The organism is Kitasatospora sp. NPDC058162 (assembly GCF_042884005.1).
GTDB lineage: Bacteria > Actinomycetota > Actinomycetes > Streptomycetales > Streptomycetaceae > Kitasatospora.
Map to the genome: position 1 here is coordinate 229,038 of NZ_JBHVUS010000009.1, position 19,301 is coordinate 248,338.

17 protein-coding genes are annotated in these 19,301 nt (G+C 72.7%); 16 read left to right on the top strand and 1 reads right to left on the bottom strand.

Annotation, left to right across the window (positions count from 1 at the left end):
- The first annotated feature begins 231 nt into the window (after window positions 1-231).
- The 6 genes from ACFVXG_RS20170 to ftsH all read left to right on the top strand — a co-directional run bounded on the left by ACFVXG_RS20170 (window position 232) and on the right by ftsH (window position 9,068).
- A complete protein-coding gene (locus ACFVXG_RS20170; protein WP_387929268.1) occupies window positions 232-1,590 on the top strand; it encodes an ammonium transporter in 1,359 nt (452 codons plus the stop codon).
- A complete protein-coding gene (locus ACFVXG_RS20175) occupies window positions 1,590-1,928 on the top strand; it encodes a P-II family nitrogen regulator (protein WP_350508264.1) in 339 nt (112 codons plus the stop codon). Before ACFVXG_RS20170 ends, ACFVXG_RS20175 begins: the two co-directional genes overlap by 1 nt.
- Before the next feature lie 209 nt (window positions 1,929-2,137).
- Window positions 2,138-4,621 carry a [protein-PII] uridylyltransferase gene (locus ACFVXG_RS20180; RefSeq protein WP_387929270.1) on the top strand — a complete coding sequence of 828 codons (2,484 nt, stop codon included), beginning with the start codon at window positions 2,138-2,140 and terminating at the stop codon, window positions 4,619-4,621.
- A 158-nt stretch (window positions 4,622-4,779) separates the two neighbouring features.
- On the top strand, window positions 4,780-6,345 hold the full coding sequence (gene ffh, locus ACFVXG_RS20185; protein WP_387929431.1) for a signal recognition particle protein: 1,566 nt from the start codon (window positions 4,780-4,782) through the stop codon (window positions 6,343-6,345).
- Between the two features lie 131 nt (window positions 6,346-6,476).
- Window positions 6,477-7,019: a GNAT family N-acetyltransferase gene (locus tag ACFVXG_RS20190; RefSeq protein ID WP_387929272.1), complete on the top strand. Its 543-nt coding sequence runs from the start codon at window positions 6,477-6,479 to the stop codon at window positions 7,017-7,019.
- A 126-nt stretch (window positions 7,020-7,145) separates the two neighbouring features.
- A complete protein-coding gene (gene ftsH / locus ACFVXG_RS20195) occupies window positions 7,146-9,068 on the top strand; it encodes an ATP-dependent zinc metalloprotease FtsH (protein ID WP_387929274.1) in 1,923 nt (640 codons plus the stop codon).
- Between the two features lie 74 nt (window positions 9,069-9,142).
- Here the strand turns inward: ftsH and ACFVXG_RS20200 are convergent, their stop codons facing one another.
- The gene (locus ACFVXG_RS20200; RefSeq protein ID WP_387929276.1) at window positions 9,143-9,847 is read right to left on the bottom strand and encodes a class I SAM-dependent methyltransferase; all 705 of its coding nucleotides are present in this window, start codon (window positions 9,845-9,847) and stop codon (window positions 9,143-9,145) included.
- Window positions 9,848-10,229: 382 nt separating this feature from the next.
- Here ACFVXG_RS20200 and proS point away from each other — a divergent pair, with 382 nt between their 5' ends.
- From proS to lepB (ACFVXG_RS20250), 10 genes are all read left to right on the top strand, one after another.
- Window positions 10,230-11,642, top strand: coding sequence for a proline--tRNA ligase (gene proS, locus ACFVXG_RS20205; protein ID WP_387929278.1), 1,413 nt, complete (start codon window positions 10,230-10,232; stop codon window positions 11,640-11,642).
- 423 nt (window positions 11,643-12,065) lie between these two features.
- Window positions 12,066-12,644, top strand: coding sequence for a hypothetical protein (locus ACFVXG_RS20210; RefSeq protein ID WP_188307074.1), 579 nt, complete (start codon window positions 12,066-12,068; stop codon window positions 12,642-12,644).
- A gap of 451 nt (window positions 12,645-13,095) precedes the next feature.
- Complete coding sequence (gene rpsP / locus ACFVXG_RS20215; protein WP_350508270.1) at window positions 13,096-13,524, top strand: 30S ribosomal protein S16; 429 nt, start codon at window positions 13,096-13,098, stop codon at window positions 13,522-13,524.
- A gap of 2 nt (window positions 13,525-13,526) precedes the next feature.
- Window positions 13,527-13,766: an RNA-binding protein gene (locus ACFVXG_RS20220; protein ID WP_030056773.1), complete on the top strand. Its 240-nt coding sequence runs from the start codon at window positions 13,527-13,529 to the stop codon at window positions 13,764-13,766.
- A gap of 134 nt (window positions 13,767-13,900) precedes the next feature.
- On the top strand, window positions 13,901-14,488 hold the full coding sequence (gene rimM, locus ACFVXG_RS20225; RefSeq protein ID WP_387929279.1) for a ribosome maturation factor RimM: 588 nt from the start codon (window positions 13,901-13,903) through the stop codon (window positions 14,486-14,488).
- 170 nt (window positions 14,489-14,658) lie between these two features.
- Complete coding sequence (gene trmD / locus ACFVXG_RS20230; RefSeq protein ID WP_387929433.1) at window positions 14,659-15,477, top strand: tRNA (guanosine(37)-N1)-methyltransferase TrmD; 819 nt, start codon at window positions 14,659-14,661, stop codon at window positions 15,475-15,477.
- A gap of 154 nt (window positions 15,478-15,631) precedes the next feature.
- A complete protein-coding gene (gene rplS, locus ACFVXG_RS20235) occupies window positions 15,632-15,982 on the top strand; it encodes a 50S ribosomal protein L19 (RefSeq protein WP_030056776.1) in 351 nt (116 codons plus the stop codon).
- 77 nt (window positions 15,983-16,059) lie between these two features.
- Window positions 16,060-16,974: a signal peptidase I gene (lepB, locus tag ACFVXG_RS20240; RefSeq protein ID WP_387929280.1), complete on the top strand. Its 915-nt coding sequence runs from the start codon at window positions 16,060-16,062 to the stop codon at window positions 16,972-16,974.
- On the top strand, window positions 16,958-17,920 hold the full coding sequence (lepB, locus tag ACFVXG_RS20245) for a signal peptidase I (protein WP_387929282.1): 963 nt from the start codon (window positions 16,958-16,960) through the stop codon (window positions 17,918-17,920). Before lepB (ACFVXG_RS20240) ends, lepB (ACFVXG_RS20245) begins: the two co-directional genes overlap by 17 nt.
- 242 nt (window positions 17,921-18,162) lie before the next feature.
- Complete coding sequence (gene lepB / locus ACFVXG_RS20250) at window positions 18,163-19,161, top strand: signal peptidase I (RefSeq protein WP_387929284.1); 999 nt, start codon at window positions 18,163-18,165, stop codon at window positions 19,159-19,161.
- Window positions 19,162-19,301 lie beyond the last annotated feature (140 nt).

The following is a 19,301-nucleotide window of genomic DNA, read 5'->3' on the forward strand; positions in this document are numbered from 1 at the left end:
CTTCTGTCGCGGACCGGTCAGCGCGGCGGGCACGGTAACCCATCCGGCCCAGGGTCGGGGGCGCGGTTCACGTGCCCGTAACCCGCGCGTCGCACGCGTCACGGCCGCGAAACAACCGGTCGCATTGGCCGAAACCAGGCTTCGGCACTCTCCTCTTCATCGCCGCCGCCCCGGGTGGCACGGGACAGGTACCCGGGGGTGGAGCGCGGCTTTCACGCAGAGGAGACGCCGATGCCGGACGGCTTCAGCGCGGGCGACACCGCCTTCGTGCTCATCAGTGCGGCCCTGGTCATGGTGATGACCCCGGGCCTGGCCTTCTTCTACGGGGGCATGGTCAGGGCCAAGAGCACATTGAACATGCTGGCGATGAGTTTTCTCTCGCTCGGCATCGTCAGTGTGCTCTGGGTCCTCTACGGCTACTCGCTCAGCTTCGGGCCGGACGCCTTCGCCGGACTCATCGGCAACCTGGACTTCCTCGGGATGCGCGGCATCGGGCTGAACGAACTCAGCGGATCGATCCCGGTCACGGCGTTCGCGGTGTTCCAGCTGATGTTCGCCATCATCACCCCGGCGCTGATCAGCGGCGCCGTCGCGGACCGGGCCAAGTTCTCCGCCTGGGGCCTGTTCATCGCGCTCTGGGTGTCGGTCGTCTACTTCCCGGTCGCGCACTGGGTCTTCATGACCGACAACGGCAACGGCGGCTGGCTGGGCGACCGGAACGGCGTGATCGACTTCGCCGGCGGCACGGCCGTGCACATCAACGCCGGTGTCGCGGGCCTCGCGCTCTGCCTGGTGCTGGGCAAGCGGGTCGGCTTCAAGAAGGACCCGATGCGCCCGCACAGCCTGCCGCTGGTGATGCTCGGCTCCGGGCTGCTCTGGTTCGGCTGGTTCGGCTTCAACGCGGGCTCGGCGCTGGCCGCCAACGGCGTGGCCGCGATGGCCTTCGTCAACACCCAGGTCGCCACCGGCGCGGCGCTGATCGGCTGGCTGGTCTTCGAGAAGATCAAGCACGGCGCGTTCACCACGCTGGGCGCCGCCTCCGGCGCGGTGGCCGGACTGGTCGCGATCACCCCGGCCTGTGGCTCGGTGAGCCCGCTCGGCGCGGTGGCGATCGGCCTGATCGCGGGCGTCGCCTGCGCCGCCGCCGTCTCGCTCAAGTACCGCTGGGGCTTCGACGACTCGCTCGACGTGGTCGGCGTGCACGCGGTGGGCGGGGCGATCGGCTCGCTGCTGATCGGCCTGTTCGCCACCGGCGGGGTCGGCCAGACCGCCAAGGGCCTGTTCTACGGCGGCGGACTGGGCCAGCTCGGCAAGCAGGCGATGGGCGTGGCAGTGGTCGCGGCGTACTCCTTCGTGCTCTCCTGGCTGCTGGCCAAGGCGGTCGACAAGCTGGTCGGCTTCCGGGTCCCCGAGGAGGTCGAGGTGGCCGGCATCGACCAGGCCGAACACGCCGAGTCCGCCTACGACTTCAGCGCCGTCGGCGCCGGTCTGGCCCGGGCGCTCACGTCGGTGGGCACCGGCGCCGCGCCCGGCGGGAAGCCCGACAAGTCCGTTGAGACGTCCGTTGAGAAGACCGAGGTCGACGCCTGATGAAGCTCATCACCGCTGTGATCAAGCCCTACCGCCTGGACGAGGTGAAGGCCGCCCTGCAGGCCTTCGGGGTCCACGGCCTGACCGTCACCGAGGCCAGCGGCTACGGCCGCCAGCGCGGCCACACCGAGGTCTACCGGGGCGCCGAGTACACCGTCGACCTGGTACCGAAGGTCAGGATCGAGGTCCTGGTCGAGGACGAGGACGCCGACGACCTGATCGACGTCCTGGTGAAGGCCGCCCGCACCGGGAAGATCGGCGACGGGAAGGTGTGGAGCGTCCCGGTCGACACGGCCGTCCGGGTCCGCACCGGCGAACGCGGCCCGGACGCCCTGTGAGGCACTGACCGAACCGGCGGATCCGCCCCCAGCACGGGGGCGGATCCGCCCTTCGGCGTACCGGCGCCCGGGGGCGGCCGCAGGCCGTACGGGGCGCCCCGCTCAACCGCAGGACTCCGAGACCGCAGGACCGACCGCAGGACTCCAACCGCACGACGGTTCGGCCGCAGGACGGCTCAACCCGCACGCACGGACGGGACCCCACGCGCATGACCACCGAGACCAGCCCCTCCGATCCCTTCGACGGCCCCGCGGGCCCCGCGGACCCCACGGACCCGGTCGTCCCGTCGGACCACACCGCCGCCCGCGCCGAGCTGCTCGACCGGCCGGGGCTGACCGGCCGCCCGCGCCGGGCCGCGCTCGCCCGGCTCACCGACGACTGGCTGGCCGCCCTGCTCGCCGCCGCCGGGGCCCCGTCGGCCGGCGTCGCCCTGGTCGCCGTCGGCGGCTACGGCCGGGGCGAGCTGTCCCCGCGCAGCGACCTGGACGTCCTGCTGCTGCACGACGGCCCGATCGCCCGCGAGCTGCCCGAGCGGATCTGGTACCCGGTCTGGGACGCGGGCGCCAAGCTCGACCACTCGGTGCGCACCGTCGCCGAGGCCCGCGCGGTGGCCGCCGCCGACCTCAAGGCCCAGCTCGGCCTGCTGGACGCCCGCCACCTCGCCGGGGACCCGGCGCTCACCGCCGCACTGCGCTCCGCCGTGCTCACCGACTGGCGCGCCGGCGCCCCCGCGCGGCTGCCCGAGCTGCGCGACCTGGGCCGGGAGCGGGCCGAGCGGCACGGGGAGCTGTCCTTCCTGCTGGAGCCCGACCTCAAGGAGGCCCGCGGCGGCCTGCGCGACCTGGTCGCGCTCGACGCCGTCGCCGCCACCTGGCTCGGCGACGCGCCCCGGGACGGTCTGGACGCCGCCGCCGAGCGCCTCGCCGACGTCCGCGACGCGCTGCACCTGGCCACCGGCCGGGCCACCGAGCGGCTCAGCCTCCAGGACCAGGACCAGGTCGCCGAGCGGCTCGGCGTGCTGGACGCCGACACCCTGCTGCGCCAGGTGTACGAGGCCGCCCGGACCATCGCCTACGCGAGCGACGTCACCTGGCGGGCGGTGGACCGGGTGCTCGCCGCCCGGTCCGGCCGGGGCCGCCGGGTGGGCCGGCTGGGCTTCCCGTTCACCGGCGCCGGGCGCGGCCCGGGCGCGGTGGCCCGGGGCGCCGTCGCCCGCCGTCCGCTCGCCGAGGGCGTGGTCGAACAGGACGGCGAGGCGGTGCTGGCCCAGGCCGCCCGCCCGGCCGCCGACCCGGTGCTGCCGCTGCGCGCCGCGGCCGCCGCCGCCCAGAACGGGCTGACCGTCTCGTACGCGACGGTGCGCCGGCTGGCCGCCGAGTGCCGTCCGCTGCCGGTGCCCTGGCCGGACGAGGCGCGCGAACAGCTGGTGACCCTGCTGGGGGCGGGGGAGGCGGCCGTCCCGGTGTGGGAGGCGCTGGAGGCGGAGGGGCTGGTGACCAGGCTGCTGCCGGACTGGGAGCGGGTGCGCTGCCGTCCGCAGCGCAACGCGGTGCACCGCTGGACGGTGGACCGGCACCTGGTCGAGACGGCCGTCCGGGCCGCCGCGATGACCCGCCGGGTGGCCCGGCCGGACCTGCTGCTGGTCGCCGCGCTGCTGCACGACATCGGCAAGGGCTGGCCCGGCGACCACAGCGAGGCCGGCGAGGTGATCGTCCGCGACCTGGCCGCCCGGATGGGCTTCCCGGCCGAGGACACCGCGACCCTGGCGGTGCTGGTCCGCCAGCACCTGACGCTGGTCGACACCGCGACCCGGCGCGACCCCGACGACCCGGCCACCGTGGAGGCCATCACCAAGGCGGTCGGCACCCTGACGGAGCTGGAACTGCTGCACGCCCTCACCGAGGCCGACGCGCTGGCCACCGGCCCGGCGGCGTGGAGCAGCTGGCGGGCCTCGCTGGTGGACGGCCTGGTGGCCCGGGCCGCCGCCCAACTGGCCGGGGGCGGGATCCCGGCGGTGGAGGCCGAGCCCAGCGCCGAGCAGGAGCGGCTCGCGGTCGAGGCCGCCCGCACCGGCGCCCCCGCGCTGTCGGTGCTCGCCCAGGCCATGGGGGCGACCCCGGAGACCGAGCCGATGGGCGTCGAGCTGACCCTGGCCGTCCCGGACCGGCCCGGGCTGCTCGGGACGGTCGCCGGGGTGCTCGCGCTGCACCGGCTGACCGTCCGCTCGGCGGGCGTGAGCGAGCTGGACCCGATCGGGGCCGGCCCGGTGCTGCTGCTGTCCTGGCGGGTGGCCGCCGAGTTCGGCGAGCTGCCGGAGGCGGCCAGGCTGCGCGCCGACCTGCGCCGGGCGCTGGACGGCTCGCTGGACGTCACCCGCCGCCTCGCCGAGCGGGACGCCGCCGCCCCGCGGCGCAGGGGCATACCGACTCCGCCGCCCCTGGTCGCGGTGGCGCCCGCGGTGGCCTCGGCGACCGCGACCGTGCTGGAGGTCCGGGCGCACGACGCCCCCGGGCTGCTGCACCGGATCGGCCGGGCACTGGACGGGGCGGACGTGCGGGTGCGCACCGCGCACGTCTCCACGCTGGGCGCGGAGGCCGTCGACTCCTTCTACCTGACGGACCCGGCGGGCCGTCCGCTGACCGCCGAGCGGGCCCGGGAGGTGGCGGCGGCGGTCCGGGAGGCGCTGGGCTGAGAGCGGGTACTGAGAGCCGGCACCGGCCCGCCGCCGGGCCGGTGCCGGGCTGCTCCGGGGGTCTCCTGCACGGGGGTGGAGACCGTACCCGGGGCGGCCGGATACCCTGGGGGACGACGACCGTACTGATACCGATGCCGCAGAGGACCCGCGACGACGTGTTCGACACCCTTTCCGATCGCCTCGCAGCGACGTTCAAGAACCTCCGGGGCAAGGGCCGCCTGAGCGAGGCGGACATCGACGCCACCGCCCGCGAGATCCGCATCGCGCTGCTCGAGGCGGACGTCGCGCTGCCGGTCGTCCGGGCCTTCATCAAGCAGGTCAAGGAGCGGGCGACCGGCGTCGAGGTCTCCGGCGCGCTGAACCCGGCGCAGCAGATCATCAAGATCGTCAACGAGGAGCTCATCGCGATCCTCGGTGGCGAGACCCGCCGGGTGCGGTTCGCCAAGAACGGCCCGACGGTCATCATGCTCGCCGGTCTGCAGGGTGCCGGTAAGACCACCCTCGCGGGCAAGCTCGGCCACTGGCTGAAGCAGCAGAAGCACACCCCGCTGCTGGTCGCCTGCGACCTCCAGCGCCCCAACGCGGTCACCCAGCTCCAGGTGATGGCCGAGCGGGCCGACGTGGCCTTCTACGGCCCGCAGCCGGGCAACGGCGTCGGCGACCCGGTGCAGGTCGCCCGGGACTCGATCGAGTACGCCAAGCAGAAGCAGTACGACGTCGTCATCGTCGACACCGCCGGCCGCCTCGGCATCGACGCCGAGCTGATGCAGCAGGCCGCCGACATCCGCGCCGCGGTGAACCCGGACGAGGTCCTGTTCGTCGTCGACGCGATGATCGGCCAGGACGCGGTCACCACCGCGCAGGCCTTCCTCGAAGGCGTCGACTTCACCGGTGTCGTGCTCTCCAAGCTCGACGGCGACGCCCGCGGTGGTGCCGCCCTGTCGGTCGCGCACGTCACCGGCCGCCAGATCATGTTCGCCTCCAACGGTGAGAAGGTCGACGACTTCGACGCCTTCCACCCGGACCGGATGGCCTCGCGCATCCTGGGCATGGGCGACGTCCTCTCGCTGATCGAGAAGGCCGAGCAGACCTTCTCGCAGGCCGAGGCCGAGAAGATCGCCGCCAAGCTGCGCGGCGGCCCGAAGGCCTTCACGCTGGACGACTTCCTGTCCCAGCTGGAGCAGGTCCAGAAGATGGGCTCGATCTCCAAGCTGCTCGGCATGCTGCCCGGCATGGGCCAGATCCGCGAGCAGATCAACAACATCGACGACAAGGACGTCAACCGGGTCGGCGCGATCATCAAGTCGATGACCCCGACCGAGCGGGCCGAGCCGGAGCTGATCAACGGCTCCCGCCGGGCCCGCATCGCCAAGGGCTCGGGCGTCCAGGTCGGCGAGGTGAAGAACCTGGTCGAGCGGTTCTTCGACGCCCGCAAGATGATGTCCGCGATGGCCTCCGGCAAGGGCATGCCCGGCATGCCGGGGATCCCCGGCATGGGCGGCGGCGCGAAGAAGTCCGGCAAGAAGGCCCCGCAGGCCAAGGGCAAGCGCAAGAGCGGCAACCCGCTGAAGCGGGCGCAGGAGGAGGCCGCGGCCGCCGAGCGCCGCGCGCTCGGTCCGGGCGCCGGCCAGGGCCCGGCCGACGGCGGTGCGTTCGGTCTCGGGGCGGGCAAGGGCCCGGCCGACTTCGAACTGCCCAAGGAGTTCAAGGACCTGCTGTAGTCCTCGGCGTCCTGTCGTGCGGCCCGTCGTCCGGAGCTTTCCGGGCGGCGGGCCGTTCGCGCGTCCGGGGGGCGGCGCCGGCGCTCCGACTTGTCGTGTCCGAGGCCGTTGCCGTGCCGGATGATGTCGGCATGTCAGATGATGTCGGCGTGCGAGTGATGATCAGGGCCCCGAGGGCCGAGGACGAGGTCGTGTACGCGGAGGCGGTCCGACGGTCCGCCGAGCACATCGGGCGGTGGAACCCGGTCGAGCCGGACGGGCTGCCGGAACTGCTGGGACGCCAGGGGGCGGGCCTGCGCACCTTCCTGATCTTCGACCGGGACACCGGCGGGCTGGTCGGCAAGGTGAACGTCGCCAACATCGTGATGGGCCGGTTCTGCAACGCCTCGCTGGGCTACGACTCGTACCTGCCGTACGCCGGCACCGGGCGGATGACCGAGGGGCTGCGGCTGGTCCTGGACCGCTGCTTCGCCCCGCAGTCGGCCGACGGGCTGGGCCTGCACCGGCTGGAGATCAACGTGCAGCCGGACAACGAGCGCTCGATCGCGCTGGCCAAGCGACTGGGCTTCCGGCACGAGGGCTTCACCCCGCGGATGCTGTTCCTACAGGGGGACTGGCGCGACCACGAGCGGTTCGCGCTGACCGCGGAGGAGTGGCCGGGCGGCGCGGCGTAGCCCGCCGACGGGGTGTCATATCCGCTGGTCGCAGGCGTCTGTGGCCGGTCCTCGCGGGGCCGTGCGGGCGGTCGGGCGCGGCGTTGCGGTTGGCCCGCCCGAGCGGCTGTCCGTATCGTCCGGTGGGTGACCGAACCCGTACCGCCGCGCCAGACCCCCGACCAGCCCTGGCGGTCCGAGGGCGCCCCGCCCCCGCCGCCGCCCCGCCGCCGGATGCCCGGCGGTTGGGCGGGCCTCGTCCTCACCGCGCTCGTGGTGTTCCTGATCTCCGACCTGCTGCTGTCGTTCTTCGGCAACCAGGGCGCCACCACGATCTCGTACACCGAGTTCAACAACCAGCTGAACAAGGGCAACATCACCAAGATCTACGCCAAGGGCGACGCGATCGAGGGCACCCTCAAGAGCGCCCAGCCCAAGCCCGACGGCGGCAAGGGCGACTACACCGAGTTCGACACCCAGCGCCCCTCCTTCGCGGGTGACAACCTGTGGACCACCCTGCAGCAGCAGGGCGTGGAGGTCACCGCCACCTCGCCGGTCCAGCAGCGCAGCTTCCTCACCAACCTGCTGCTCTCGCTCGCCCCGATGCTGCTGCTGGTCTTCATCTGGATCCTGCTCGCCCGCCGGATGGCCGGCGGCCTCGGCGGCGGACCGCTCGGCCGCAAGGCCCCGCCCAAGCCGGTCGCCGCCGACCAGGGCAAGCGCACCACCTTCGCGGACGTGGCCGGCATCGACGAGGTCGAGGCCGAACTCACCGAAGTGGTCGACTACTTGAAGAACCCCGAGCGCTACCGCAAGCTCGGCGCCAAGATGCCGCGCGGGGTGCTGCTCAGCGGCCCGCCCGGTACCGGCAAGACCCTGCTGGCCCGGGCCGTGGCCGGCGAGGCGGACGTGCCGTTCTTCTCCGCCTCCGCCTCCGAGTTCATCGAGATGATCGTCGGCGTCGGCGCCAGCCGGGTCCGCGAACTGTTCGCCGAGGCCCGCAAGGTCGCCCCGGCGATCATCTTCATCGACGAGATCGACACCATCGGCCGCCAGCGCGGCGCCGGCGGCGGCATGGGCGGGCACGACGAGCGCGAGCAGACGCTCAACCAGATCCTCACCGAGATGGACGGCTTCACGGGCTCCGAGGGCGTCATCGTGATCGCCGCGACCAACCGGGCCGACGTGCTCGACCCGGCGCTGCTGCGCCCCGGCCGCTTCGACCGCCGGATCACCGTCAGCCCGCCCGACCGGGAGGGGCGTGCCGCGATCCTGCGCATCCACACCCGGACCGTCCCGCTGGCCGGTGACACCGACCTCACCCAGCTGGCCAAGGTCACCCCCGGGATGACCGGCGCCGAACTCGCCAACCTGGTCAACGAGGCGGCCCTGCTGGCCGTCAAGCGGGAGCAGGACGCGGTCAACGGGCGGGACCTCTCGGACGCCCTGGAGAAGGTCCAGCTCGGCGCCGTGCGGCCGCTGGTCATGCCGCAGGAGGAGCGCGAGCGGACGGCGTACCACGAGAGCGGCCACGCGCTGCTGGGCATGCTCCAGCCGGGCGCGGACCCGGTCCGCAAGATCACCATCGTGCCGCGCGGCCGCGCCCTCGGCGTCACCCTCTCCACCCCGGAGAACGACCGCTACTCGTACACCGAGCCCTACCTGCGCGGCCGGATCATCGGCGCGCTGGGCGGGATGGCCGCCGAGCAGGTGGTCTACGGGGTGATCACCACCGGCGCGGAGAGCGACCTGGAGCAGGTCACCAACATCGCCCGCGGGATGGCCGGGCGCTGGGGGATGAGCGAGCGGGTCGGACGGCTCACCGCCGTGCCCGCGGACGCGCAGGGCGCGTACGGGCTGTCGGCGGCGCCGACCACGCTGGACGCGGTGGACGAGGAGGCCCGGCGGATCGTCGCCGAGTGCTACGAGGACGCGGTGCGGATCCTGAACGAGGAGCGGCACCGGCTGGACGCGCTGGCGGCGGCGCTGCTGGAGGCGGAGACGCTGGACGAGGAGGCGGCCTACCGGGCCGCGGGAGTGCCGAGGAAGACCTCCGACGAAGAGGTGTGAACCGGTGAGCCGGGGGCGCCCGCCGTGGTGGCGGGCGCCCCCGGTTTTCGCGTTCTCTGGGCCTTCAGGGGCTCTCAGCGCGGCCGCTCGGCGACCAGGTAGCGGAAGACGTTCTCCATCCGGACCGAGCCGTCCGGGCGCAGGTACGGCTGCAGCGCCTCCTCCAGCTCCTTGGCGACCAGCGGGGCACCCGAGAACTCCTCGGCCGCCTCGAACAGCCCGGTGGAGAGCAGGCCGCGCACCGCGCTGTCGAGGTCCGGGTAGGCGAACGGGCAGGCCACCCGGCCGCTCCCGGCCGGGCGCAGGCCGACCGGGGCGAGCAGGTCCTCCAGCGCGCCCGGCGCGCTCAGTTCGAACGGGTCGCGCGAGGTGGTCCGCCCCGCCATCCGGCGGGCCGTGTCCAGCACCGGGGCGCTCTCGCAGCGCTCCGGCGGGCCCCAGGCGGCGAGCACCACGTGCCCGCCCGGGAGGGTGAGCCGGGCCGCCTCGGCGACCACCGGGCCGGGCTCGGCGGAGCCGGGCAGCTGGTCGAAAACCGTCACCAGCGAATGGGCCGAGCGGGGGACGGCGGCGGTCGGCCGGGCCCCCGCGCACACCCGCAGCCGACGGTCCCGGGCCAGCTCGCGCAGCTCGTCCCCCGGCTCCTGCCCGGCGACCTGGGCGCCCCGTCCGGCGGCGAGCAGCAGGGCCAGTCCGGACCGGCAGCCCAGCCCCAGCACGCTGCTCGCCGGGCCGACCTCCAGGCGGTCGTACACCGCCTCGTAGAGCGGCACCAGCATGCGCTCCTGGATCTCCGCCCAGTCGCGCGCCCGCGCGGGCCCGGCGGGCCCCTGCGGGGGGTGGTGCGGTCGTGCGCCCGTCGGTCGTGCGCCCGCCGGTCGTGCGGTCCCTGGTCGTGCGGTCGTGCCGGTCGTCCGAGCTGCGGCCATCGCGGCCTCCCATCCGGTCCTTCGGTGTGCTGCTACGGCTCCCCCAAAGTCCCGCCCCACTCCAGCGAACAGCGGGTCGGGCCCGGCGTCCAGAGGGGTGCAGGGTGGTGCGCGCGTGTCGCGGTCGTGCGCCCCCCTGCGGGCGGCGTTCCACGGCTGCGGGTGTCCTCCCCCTCCCGCAGGTGTGACGGCGATTCGAAGTGAGGGGGCCGATCCCCGTACCATTCCGCCCATGGCTAAGGCACCCGTTCTCACCCCTCAGGCGGAAGACTTCCCGCGCTGGTACCAGGACCTCATCAACAAGGCCGAGCTGGCCGACAACGGTCCGGTGCGCGGCACCATGGTCATCCGACCGTACGGCTACGGCCTGTGGGAGCGGATGCAGCAGGAGATGGACGCGCGGATCAAGAAGGCGGGCGCCCAGAACGCCTACTTCCCGATGTTCATCCCGCAGTCCTACCTGACCAAGGAAGCCGAGCACGTCGAGGGCTTCGCGCCCGAGCTCGCGGTGGTCACCCACGGCGGCGGCAAGCAGCTGGAGGAGCCGGTCGTCGTCCGGCCCACCTCCGAGACCATCATCAACGAGTACTTCTCGAAGTGGGTGCAGAGCCACCGCGACCTGCCCCTGCTGATCAACCAGTGGGCCAACGTGGTCCGTTGGGAGCTCCGCCCGCGCGTCTTCCTGCGCACCACCGAGTTCCTCTGGCAGGAGGGCCACACCGCCCACGCCACCTACGAGGACGCCCGCGAGTACGCGTCGATGATCCACACCCAGGTCTACGGCGACTTCATGACCAACGTGCTCGGCATCGACGTCGTGCTCGGCCGCAAGACCGCCAAGGAGCGCTTCGCCGGCGCCATCAACACCCTCACCCTCGAGGCCATGATGGGTGACGGCAAGGCGCTGCAGATGGGCACCAGCCACGAGCTGGGCCAGAACTTCGCCAAGGCGTTCAACACCACCTACCAGCTGCAGGGCGCCGAGCGCGAGCACGTCTGGCAGACCTCCTGGGGCGTCTCGACCCGCATGGTCGGCGGCCTGATCATGTCCCACGGCGACGACAACGGCCTGCGGGTGCCCCCGCGCCTGGCCGCCGTCCAGGCCGTGGTCCTGGCGATCAAGGGTGACGACGCCGTCATCGCCAAGGTCCGCGAGATCGGCGCCCAGCTGGAGGCCGTCGGCATCCGGGTCGTGGTCGACGACCGCACCGACACCCCGTTCGGCCGCCGCGCCGTCGACTGGGAGCTCAAGGGCGTTCCGCTGCGCATCGAGGTCGGCCCGCGCGACCTGGAGAACGGCACCGCGATGCTGGCCCGCCGCATCCCGGGCGGCAAGGAGCCGGTCTCCATCGACGCGCTGGCCGCCCTGCTGCCGGGCATCCTGGAGGAGGACCAGGCGCTGCTGCTGCGCCAGTCCCGCGAGCGCCGCGAGGCCCGCACCGTCGATGTCAAGACCCTCGACGAGGCCGTCGAGGCCGCCGCGACCGGCTGGGGCCGGATCTCCTGGGCCGACCTCGGCCCGGAGGGCGAGGCCAAGCTGTCCGAGCAGGGCGTCACGGTGCGCTGCATCGTCGCGGCCGACGGCTCGGTGCCGCAGACCGACGACCAGGACGGCAATATCGCGATCGTGGCGCGTGCGTACTGATGCGCGTGTGGTGCGCGTACTGATGTCGACGGTCGCGGTTAATGACCGTTAGCGGCGACATTTGCCCGGAATGCGGGTGGGTAAGAATCCGGTAACTCTGCCGGAGGAGCCCGGGCAGGGTACATCCCTACTGGCCGGTCAACTCCCGGTATTAACGGAATAGCGGTACGGTGTACGGCCCGTGGCCCTGTCAACTTCGGCGGGTCCACGGGCCGTACGTCCTGGGGGCGACAGCCCGCTCCCCGGACGGAATTCACGAGGCCCGCCGACGTTGCGACGGGCCGAAACCCGCAGGGGGTTGGTCTTGCCTCAGATCCGGAACGCGCAATTCGCGCGCTGTCGTGCATTCCTGGGAGTTCCCTGGGAATTCCCGGAGAACGGGAACATGCGGAACATCGGCGCACTCTGCATCGTTGGTCTAGCGTGAGCACGACACAGCCCCTCGTCCTCGCGGCCGAACTGGCCGCCGCCTGGAGTGACATCCAGGCCTACCACCAGGACCTTCCCGATCTGGCCTCGCCCGAGGCACTGATCGGCGAGTCCTCCTCGGCCTGTGGCACGCGGCTCGGTTTCGAGCGGCTCCTCCACGAGGCTGCCCACGGTCTGGCCGCGGCCCGGGACATCCGGGACACCTCGCGGGCCGGCCGCTACCACAACCGGCGCTTCCTGATGCTCGCCTCCGAGCTGGGCCTGGCGCACCCGGTCGAGCCGCACGCCAGCAGCGGCTTCTCCCAGGTGACCATGCTCAAGGAGACGCAGGAGCGCTACGCCGAGACCATCGAGCGGCTGGACCGCGCCCTCGGGGCGCACCAGGAAGCGGTGGCCGGCGACGGCACCAACCGCGCCTTCCGCGGCCCGGCCGCCCGACACGGCTCCTCCGGGGGCGGCGTCCGGGTCAAGGCGGTCTGCGGCTGCGGGCGCAACGTCCGGGTGGTGCCGTCGGTGCTCGCCCAGGCGTCCATCGTCTGCGGCGCGTGCCAGCAACCGTTCAAGATCGCGTAATTCGGGGCCGGGACCGGTCGGCGACTGTGCGGGCAGTCGGCGCGGCCGGGGTGAACGGCACCGGTTGCTTGGTGACATCGGTGACATCGGTGAGTCTGTGGGCTGACCGGGAGCGGGGGCTCCCGGTCGAGTCCTGAGCGGTTCCCTGCGCGGTTCCCGCGCGGGGCCGCTCCTGATCTCGTTCGTGGTTCTGCGCGTCGTCCTGCGTCGTCCTGTGCGTCGTCCTGTGTCGAGCTGTGCGTCGTCCTCCTGGGGTTGTTCCCCGGCTCCGCCTGTGGCGGCCGGGTGAAGACCCCTGCCGCCGGTATGGCAGAATGGACAGCTGAGTACTCGGCAGCCGAGCAGGACCCCTCTCTCCTACGGCTGGCGTGTCCCTTGAACGGACCGCCCCGCAACCCCACGCGGACGGCGAGACCGCTCACCCACGTCAACACCAGGAGAATCCACTCCCGTGGCAGTCAAGATCAAGCTCAAGCGTCTCGGCAAGATTCGCGCCCCGCACTACCGCATCGTCGTCGCCGACTCGCGCACCAAGCGTGACGGCCGCGCGATCGAGGAGATCGGCATCTACCAGCCGACCTACAACCCCTCGAAGATCGAGGTCGACAGCGACCGCGCTCAGTACTGGCTGTCCGTCGGCGCCCAGCCGACCGAGCCGGTGCTCGCCATCCTCAAGCTGACCGGTGACTGGCAGAAGTTCAAGGGCCTGCCGGCCCCGGCGCCGCTGCTGGTCGCCGAGCCCAAGGTCGAGGACTTCTCGCACCTGTTCGCGAAGGCCGTCGCCGGCTTCGAGGACGCCACCACCGGTGTCGCCATCACCCCGAAGGCCAAGAAGTCGGACAAGGCCGAGGCCGAGGCCGACGCCGCCGTCGAGGCCTGATCGTGATCGAGGACGCCCTCGACCATTTGGTGAAGGGCATCGTCGAGCACCCCGACGAGGTGCAGGTGCGTTCGCGCAACCTGCGTCGGGGCAACACCATCGAGGTGCGAGTGCACCCCGATGACCTCGGCAAGGTGATCGGCCGGGGCGGCCGCACGGCGCGCGCACTGCGCACCGTGGTCGGCGCCCTCGGCGGTCGCAACGTCCGGGTCGACCTGGTCGACGTGGACAACATTCGCTGACGCAGCTGCTCGTTCAGCCGTCGGGCTTGAGGCCGACCGGGACGCATGTCGTCCCGGTCGGCCTTTTTCTGTCTCTGCCTTCCTCTGCCTTCCCGCTCAGCAACTCCCTCAGCAACTCCAGGAGAACGATCACCGTGCAGCTCGTCGTCGGCAGGATCGGCCGTGCCCACGGCATCCGGGGGGACGTCAGTGTCGAGGTCCGCACCGACGAGCCGGAACTCCGGCTCGGCCCCGGTGCCGTCCTGCTCACCGACCCGGCCTCGGCCGGACCCCTGACCGTCGAGTCCGGCCGGGTGCACAGCGGCCGACTGCTGCTGCGCTTCGCCGGCGTCAAGGACCGCAACGCGGCGGAGGCGCTGCGGGGCACCGTGCTCATCTCCGAGGTCGACCCGGAGGAGCGTCCGGACGACCCGGAGGAGTACTACGACCACCAGCTGATCGGTCTCGACGTGGTGCTGCTCGACGGCACCCGGGTCGGTGAGCTGACCGAGGTCCTCCACCTGCCGTACCAGGACCTGCTCACGGTGGAGAAGGCCGACGGCACCGAGGTACTGGTGCCCTTCGTCACCCAGATCGTGCCGACCATCGACCTGGAGAACCAGCGGGCCGTGATCACCCCGCCGCCCGGGCTGATCGACCCCGAGGACGCCGACGTCGTCGAGGACGCCGAGGACGTCGAGGACGCCCGCGGGGCGTCGGAGGAGCCGGAGGAGTCGGAGTGAGCGCCGAGCAGGACCTCGCTGCGACGGCCGCTCCGGAAGTCGCCCAGGCGGCCGCCCCGGACGTCGCCCCGGAGACGGCTTCGGAGAACGCCCCGGAGAGCGCTCCGGATGTTGCCCCGGATGTTGCCCCGGAGACCGCTCCGGCGGTCGCTCCCGGCGTGCAGTCGGGGATGCGGATCGACGTCGTCTCGATCTTCCCGGAGTACCTGGAACCGCTGAACATCTCGCTGGTCGGCAAGGCCCGGGCCCGCGGTCAGCTGGACGTGCACGTCCACGACCTGCGCGGATGGACCCACGACGTGCACCGCACGGTGGACGACAGCCCGTACGGCGGCGGCCCCGGCATGGTGATGAAGCCCGAGCCGTGGGGCGAGGCCCTGGACGCGGTGGTGGCCGGCGGCCCCGAGGGCGAGGTGCCCACCCTGGTCGTGCCCACCCCGAGCGGGCGTCCGTTCACCCAGGAGCTCGCCCAGGAACTGGCCGGGCGCCCGTGGCTGGCGTTCACCCCCGCGCGGTACGAGGGCATCGACCGCCGGGTGATCGAGGAGGCGGCCACCCGCATGCCGGTGGTCGAGGTCTCGATCGGCGACTACGTGCTGGCCGGCGGCGAGGTCGCGGTGCTGGTGATGGTCGAGGCGATCGCCCGGCTGCTGCCCGGCGTGCTCGGCAACGCCGAGTCGCACCGGGACGACTCCTTCGCGCCCGGCGCGATGGCCGACCTGCTGGAGGGCCCGGTCTACACCAAGCCCGCCGAGTGGCGCGGCCGGACCGTGCCGGAGGTGCTGCTCAGCGGCAACCACGGCAAGATCGCCCGCTGGCGGCGGGAGCAGGCCTTCGCCCGCACCCTGGCCAACCGGCCCGACCTGGTCGGACGCTGGCAGTACGGCGGCTTCGACAAGAAGGACCGGGCGGCGCTCAGCGTCCTGGGCCTGACCTGGGACGAGGAGCTCGGCCGATTTCGGTCCGCGGCCCTCGATGTGGAAGAATAGGCCGCTGCTGTCTGTCGCTGGTCCCCTTCCGTAGGGGGCACGTGGACCGGCGCCCCCGCCACGGGGGGTCCGCCGTCAGCCGATGCGGCCCGCAGCTCACCCCATTGTGACGAACTTCCGTGGGCGGCCCGTGGCGCCTGCGATGGAGAGCAACATGAGCAACAAGCTCGCTGCTGTCGACGCGGCCTCGCTGCGCACCGACATCCCGGCCTTCCGCGCCGGTGACACCCTGAAGGTTCACGTCCGGGTCATCGAGGGCAACCGCTCCCGTGTCCAGGTCTTCCAGGGCGTCGTCATCCGTCGCCACGGCGCCGGCATCGGTGAGACCTTCACCGTTCGCAAGGTCAGCTTCAACGTCGGCGTGGAGCGCACCTTCCCGGTGCACACCCCGGTCGTCGAGAAGATCGAGGTCGTGACCCGCGGTGCGGTTCGCCGCGCCAAGCTGTACTACCTGCGTGACCTCCGCGGCAAGGCCGCGAAGATCAAGGAGAAGCGCGACCGCTGATCCACCGCCCCCCGGCCGCGCCGGGGGACCGGATCGCTCCGAGGGGCTGGGCCACCGCAAGGTAAGCTCAGCGCCCGATGAGCACGCACGAACCACCCGCGGACCGCGACGGCAGTCCCGCACCCACCGGTGCGGACTCGCTGTCGCGGTCCGCGGTCGTTTCCGGGCCGGAAGGTCTGGAGAGGCCGGAGGCGCTGGAGCGGCTGGAGCCTGGTGAGGGCGAGGGCCGGGGCCCGATCGCACCGGTGGCCGAGGAAGCTGCCGAGGAAGCTTTCGAGGGAGCGGACGAGGGAGCGGACGAGGACGAGGAGCCCGGGCGTTCGCGCTCGCGGGACCTGCTGCTGCTGGTCGGGATCTGCCTGGCGGCCCTGCTCCTGGTGAACGCGTTCGTGGCCCGCCCGTTCACCGTGCCCTCCGGCTCGATGGAGGACACCCTGCGGCCCGGCGACCGGTTGATCGCCAACCAGCTGGCCTACGCCTTCGGCGGCCACCCGCACCGCGGCGACGTGGTGGTCTTCGACGGGACGGGCTCCTTCCTCCCCGAGTCGGCCGAGCCACCGGGGTTCTGGGACAGCCTGCGCTCGGTCGGCCGGGACCTCGGGCTGGCCCCGGCCGGCGACACCGTCTACGTCAAGCGCGTGATCGGCGTCGCCGGGGACCGGGTGCGGAGCACCGGACCGGGTGCGCCGCTCACCGTCAACGGCGTACCGGTGGACGAGAGCGCCTACCTGGCCCCGGGCGACCAGCCCTCCGCGGTGGCCTTCGACGTCCTGGTGCCGAACGGCAAGCTGTTCGTGCTGGGCGACCACCGGAGCGCCTCCCGGGACTCCCGCGACCACCTCGGGGAGCCCGGCGGAGGCTTCGTGCCCGAGGACAAGGTGATCGGCCGGGCGGACTGGGTGGTCTACCCGTTCTCGCGCCTGACCGGCTTGGACCGGCCCGCGGCCTTCGCCGCCGTTCCGGGGGCGGGTGGTCATGGGGACCAGGGGTAGGGCGCGGGTCACCGACCGCCCGGCCCCGGAGCCGGGCGGGGGCGGGGGCGTCGCGGAGCAGGTCGGGGCCGATCCGGCCGATCCGGGCGTGCCGGTCCGCGGCCGCGGCCGCGCCGAGCGCCGCCGCAGCGCCCGCCGCGCGGCCCGACGGCGCAAGCGCTCGCTGCTGCGCGAGTTCCCGATGATCATCCTGGTGGCCCTGCTGGTGGCGCTGGTGCTGAAGACCTTCCTGGTCCAGGTGTTCGTGATCCCCTCCGGCTCGATGGAGCAGACCATCCAGGTCGGGGACCGGGTGCTGGTGGACAAGTTGACCCCCTGGTTCGGCAGTGAGCCGCAGCGCGGCGACGTGGTGGTGTTCAAGGACCCGGGCGGCTGGCTGGAGAACGGTCACCAGCGGTCCGACGACGGTCCGGTACTGGGCCCGGCCAAGCAGGTGCTGACCTTCGTCGGACTGCTGCCGTCCGACAACGAGCAGGACCTGATCAAGCGCGTGATCGGCGTCGGCGGGGACACCGTCGAGTGCTGTGATCCGCAAGGGCGGCTCAGCGTCAACGGCCGTCCCGTGGAGGAGCCCTATCTCGCCCCGGGCAACCCGCCGTCCCGCCAGCCGTTCAAGGTGACGGTGCCGAAGGGGCGGATCTGGGTGATGGGCGACCACCGCGACGTCTCCGCCGACTCCCGCTTCCACATGGGCAATCCCGGGCAGGGCACCGTCCCGCTGAGCGACGTGGTCGGCCGTGCGTTCCTGATCGGGTGGCCGCTGGGCCGCTTCCATCAACTCGATGAACCGAGTTCACTCTCCTCTCTCGGCGCGACCTCGCAGCTCCGCAGAACTGCGCCGGAATCGATGGGCTTTGGGCCGGTTCCCTTGGAACCGCCGCTCGTTATGGGTGTGTTGGGCATCCTTCCGTTCGTCGTCCGCTGGTCGAGGCGGCCTCCGAAGTGAGCCGCTCCGGCCGTCGGACGGCCGGACGGCGCGTGTGGAACCGCGAGCCGGATGCCCTGGAGTGATAGAGAAGTGCAGGTGCGGCCGGGAGCGGTTCCGGCCGTGTGCCGGGACCGGGTCGGTGTCAGGGGAGTCCGCTGTGGGCAGCCCTGATGCGTTCATGGTCGTGGTGAGCGTGGTGCCCGCTGTGCGGCACTCTGAGCGCGGGCGCGCGGGCGTCCGCACAGCAGGGAGGAGACGTTGTGGGGGATTTGGTGATCGGCGCCCGCTCAGGCGCCGGGGAGCCCGAGGGCCCGGGCGGTCGGGTGAGCCGGTCCGCCGAGTCCTCGGCGCCCTCCGCCGCGGTCGAGGACGCGGCTGCCCAGACCGCTGATGAGCACGGCACCGGGGCCGACGGCCCCGCGGAGCCCCCGCCGCCGGGGAGCGGGCCGGCCGAGGAGTCGGAGGATCCGGCCAAGCCGCGCAAGCAGCGCTCCTTCCTGAAGGAGCTGCCGATCCTGGTCGGCATCGCGCTGATCCTCGCGCTGGTGATCAAGACCTTCTTCGTCCAGGCGTTCTCCATTCCGTCCGAGTCGATGCAGAACACGCTGCAGGTCGGCGACCGCGTGCTGGTGGACAAGCTGACCCCCTGGTTCGGTGCCGAGCCGGAGCGCGGCGACGTCGTGGTGTTCCACGACCCGGGTGGCTGGCTGAACGACGAGCCGACCCAGCAGAGCAGCAACTCCTTCGTCCGCGGGGTCCAGGACGTGCTCAGCTTCGTCGGGCTGATGCCCTCCGCCAACGAGAAGGACCTGATCAAGCGGGTCATCGCGGTCGGCGGCGACACCGTCGAGTGCAAGGACGACGGACCGGTCAAGGTGAACGGTGTCGCGCTCAACGAGCCGTACATCTACGCGGGCAACACCCCCTGCGGGACTCAGCCCTTCGGCCCGATCAAGGTGCCGAACGGGCGGATCTGGGTGATGGGTGACCACCGCGCGGACTCGCTGGACTCCCGCTTCCACATGGACCAGCCGGGCGGCGGGTCCGTGCCGGTGGACAACGTGATCGGGCGCGCCTTCGTGGTGGCCTGGCCGGTCAGCCACTGGTCCACGCTCCCGGTGCCGGACACCTTCGACCAGAAGGGCCTGGCGGCGGCCTTGCCGGTCGCGCCCCCCGTGGCCGGTGCGGTGGGGGCCGTCGTCCTGCTTCCGCTGGTGCGCCGGGTGCGGGCCCGGACGGAGCGCCGGAAGGAGTCCTGAGCTCCACCTGGTCCTCCCCGACCCTTGCGCGGGCCGTGGTACCGACGAGTAATCTGCTCGGACGTGCCACGGCCCGTCGGCGTTCGCTCCCGAGCCACCGGCGTGCCAGTGGGGTTCTCCGGTCGGCCAAAGGTGGACGG

Coding starts and splice junctions, on each gene's coding strand:
- ACFVXG_RS20190 (WP_387929272.1), top strand. CDS start 6,477: ATGTCAGATGATGTCGGCGTGCGAGTGATGATCAGGGCCCCGAGGGCC.
- rplS (WP_030056776.1), top strand. CDS start 15,632: ATGAGCAACAAGCTCGCTGCTGTCGACGCGGCCTCGCTGCGCACCGAC.
- ACFVXG_RS20200 (WP_387929276.1), bottom strand. CDS start 9,847: ATGCTGGTGCCGCTCTACGAGGCGGTGTACGACCGCCTGGAGGTCGGC.
- trmD (WP_387929433.1), top strand. CDS start 14,659: ATGCGGATCGACGTCGTCTCGATCTTCCCGGAGTACCTGGAACCGCTG.
- lepB (WP_387929280.1), top strand. CDS start 16,060: ATGAGCACGCACGAACCACCCGCGGACCGCGACGGCAGTCCCGCACCC.
- ACFVXG_RS20180 (WP_387929270.1), top strand. CDS start 2,138: ATGACCACCGAGACCAGCCCCTCCGATCCCTTCGACGGCCCCGCGGGC.
- lepB (WP_387929282.1), top strand. CDS start 16,958: ATGGGGACCAGGGGTAGGGCGCGGGTCACCGACCGCCCGGCCCCGGAG.
- ACFVXG_RS20170 (WP_387929268.1), top strand. CDS start 232: ATGCCGGACGGCTTCAGCGCGGGCGACACCGCCTTCGTGCTCATCAGT.
- ACFVXG_RS20175 (WP_350508264.1), top strand. CDS start 1,590: ATGAAGCTCATCACCGCTGTGATCAAGCCCTACCGCCTGGACGAGGTG.
- proS (WP_387929278.1), top strand. CDS start 10,230: ATGGCTAAGGCACCCGTTCTCACCCCTCAGGCGGAAGACTTCCCGCGC.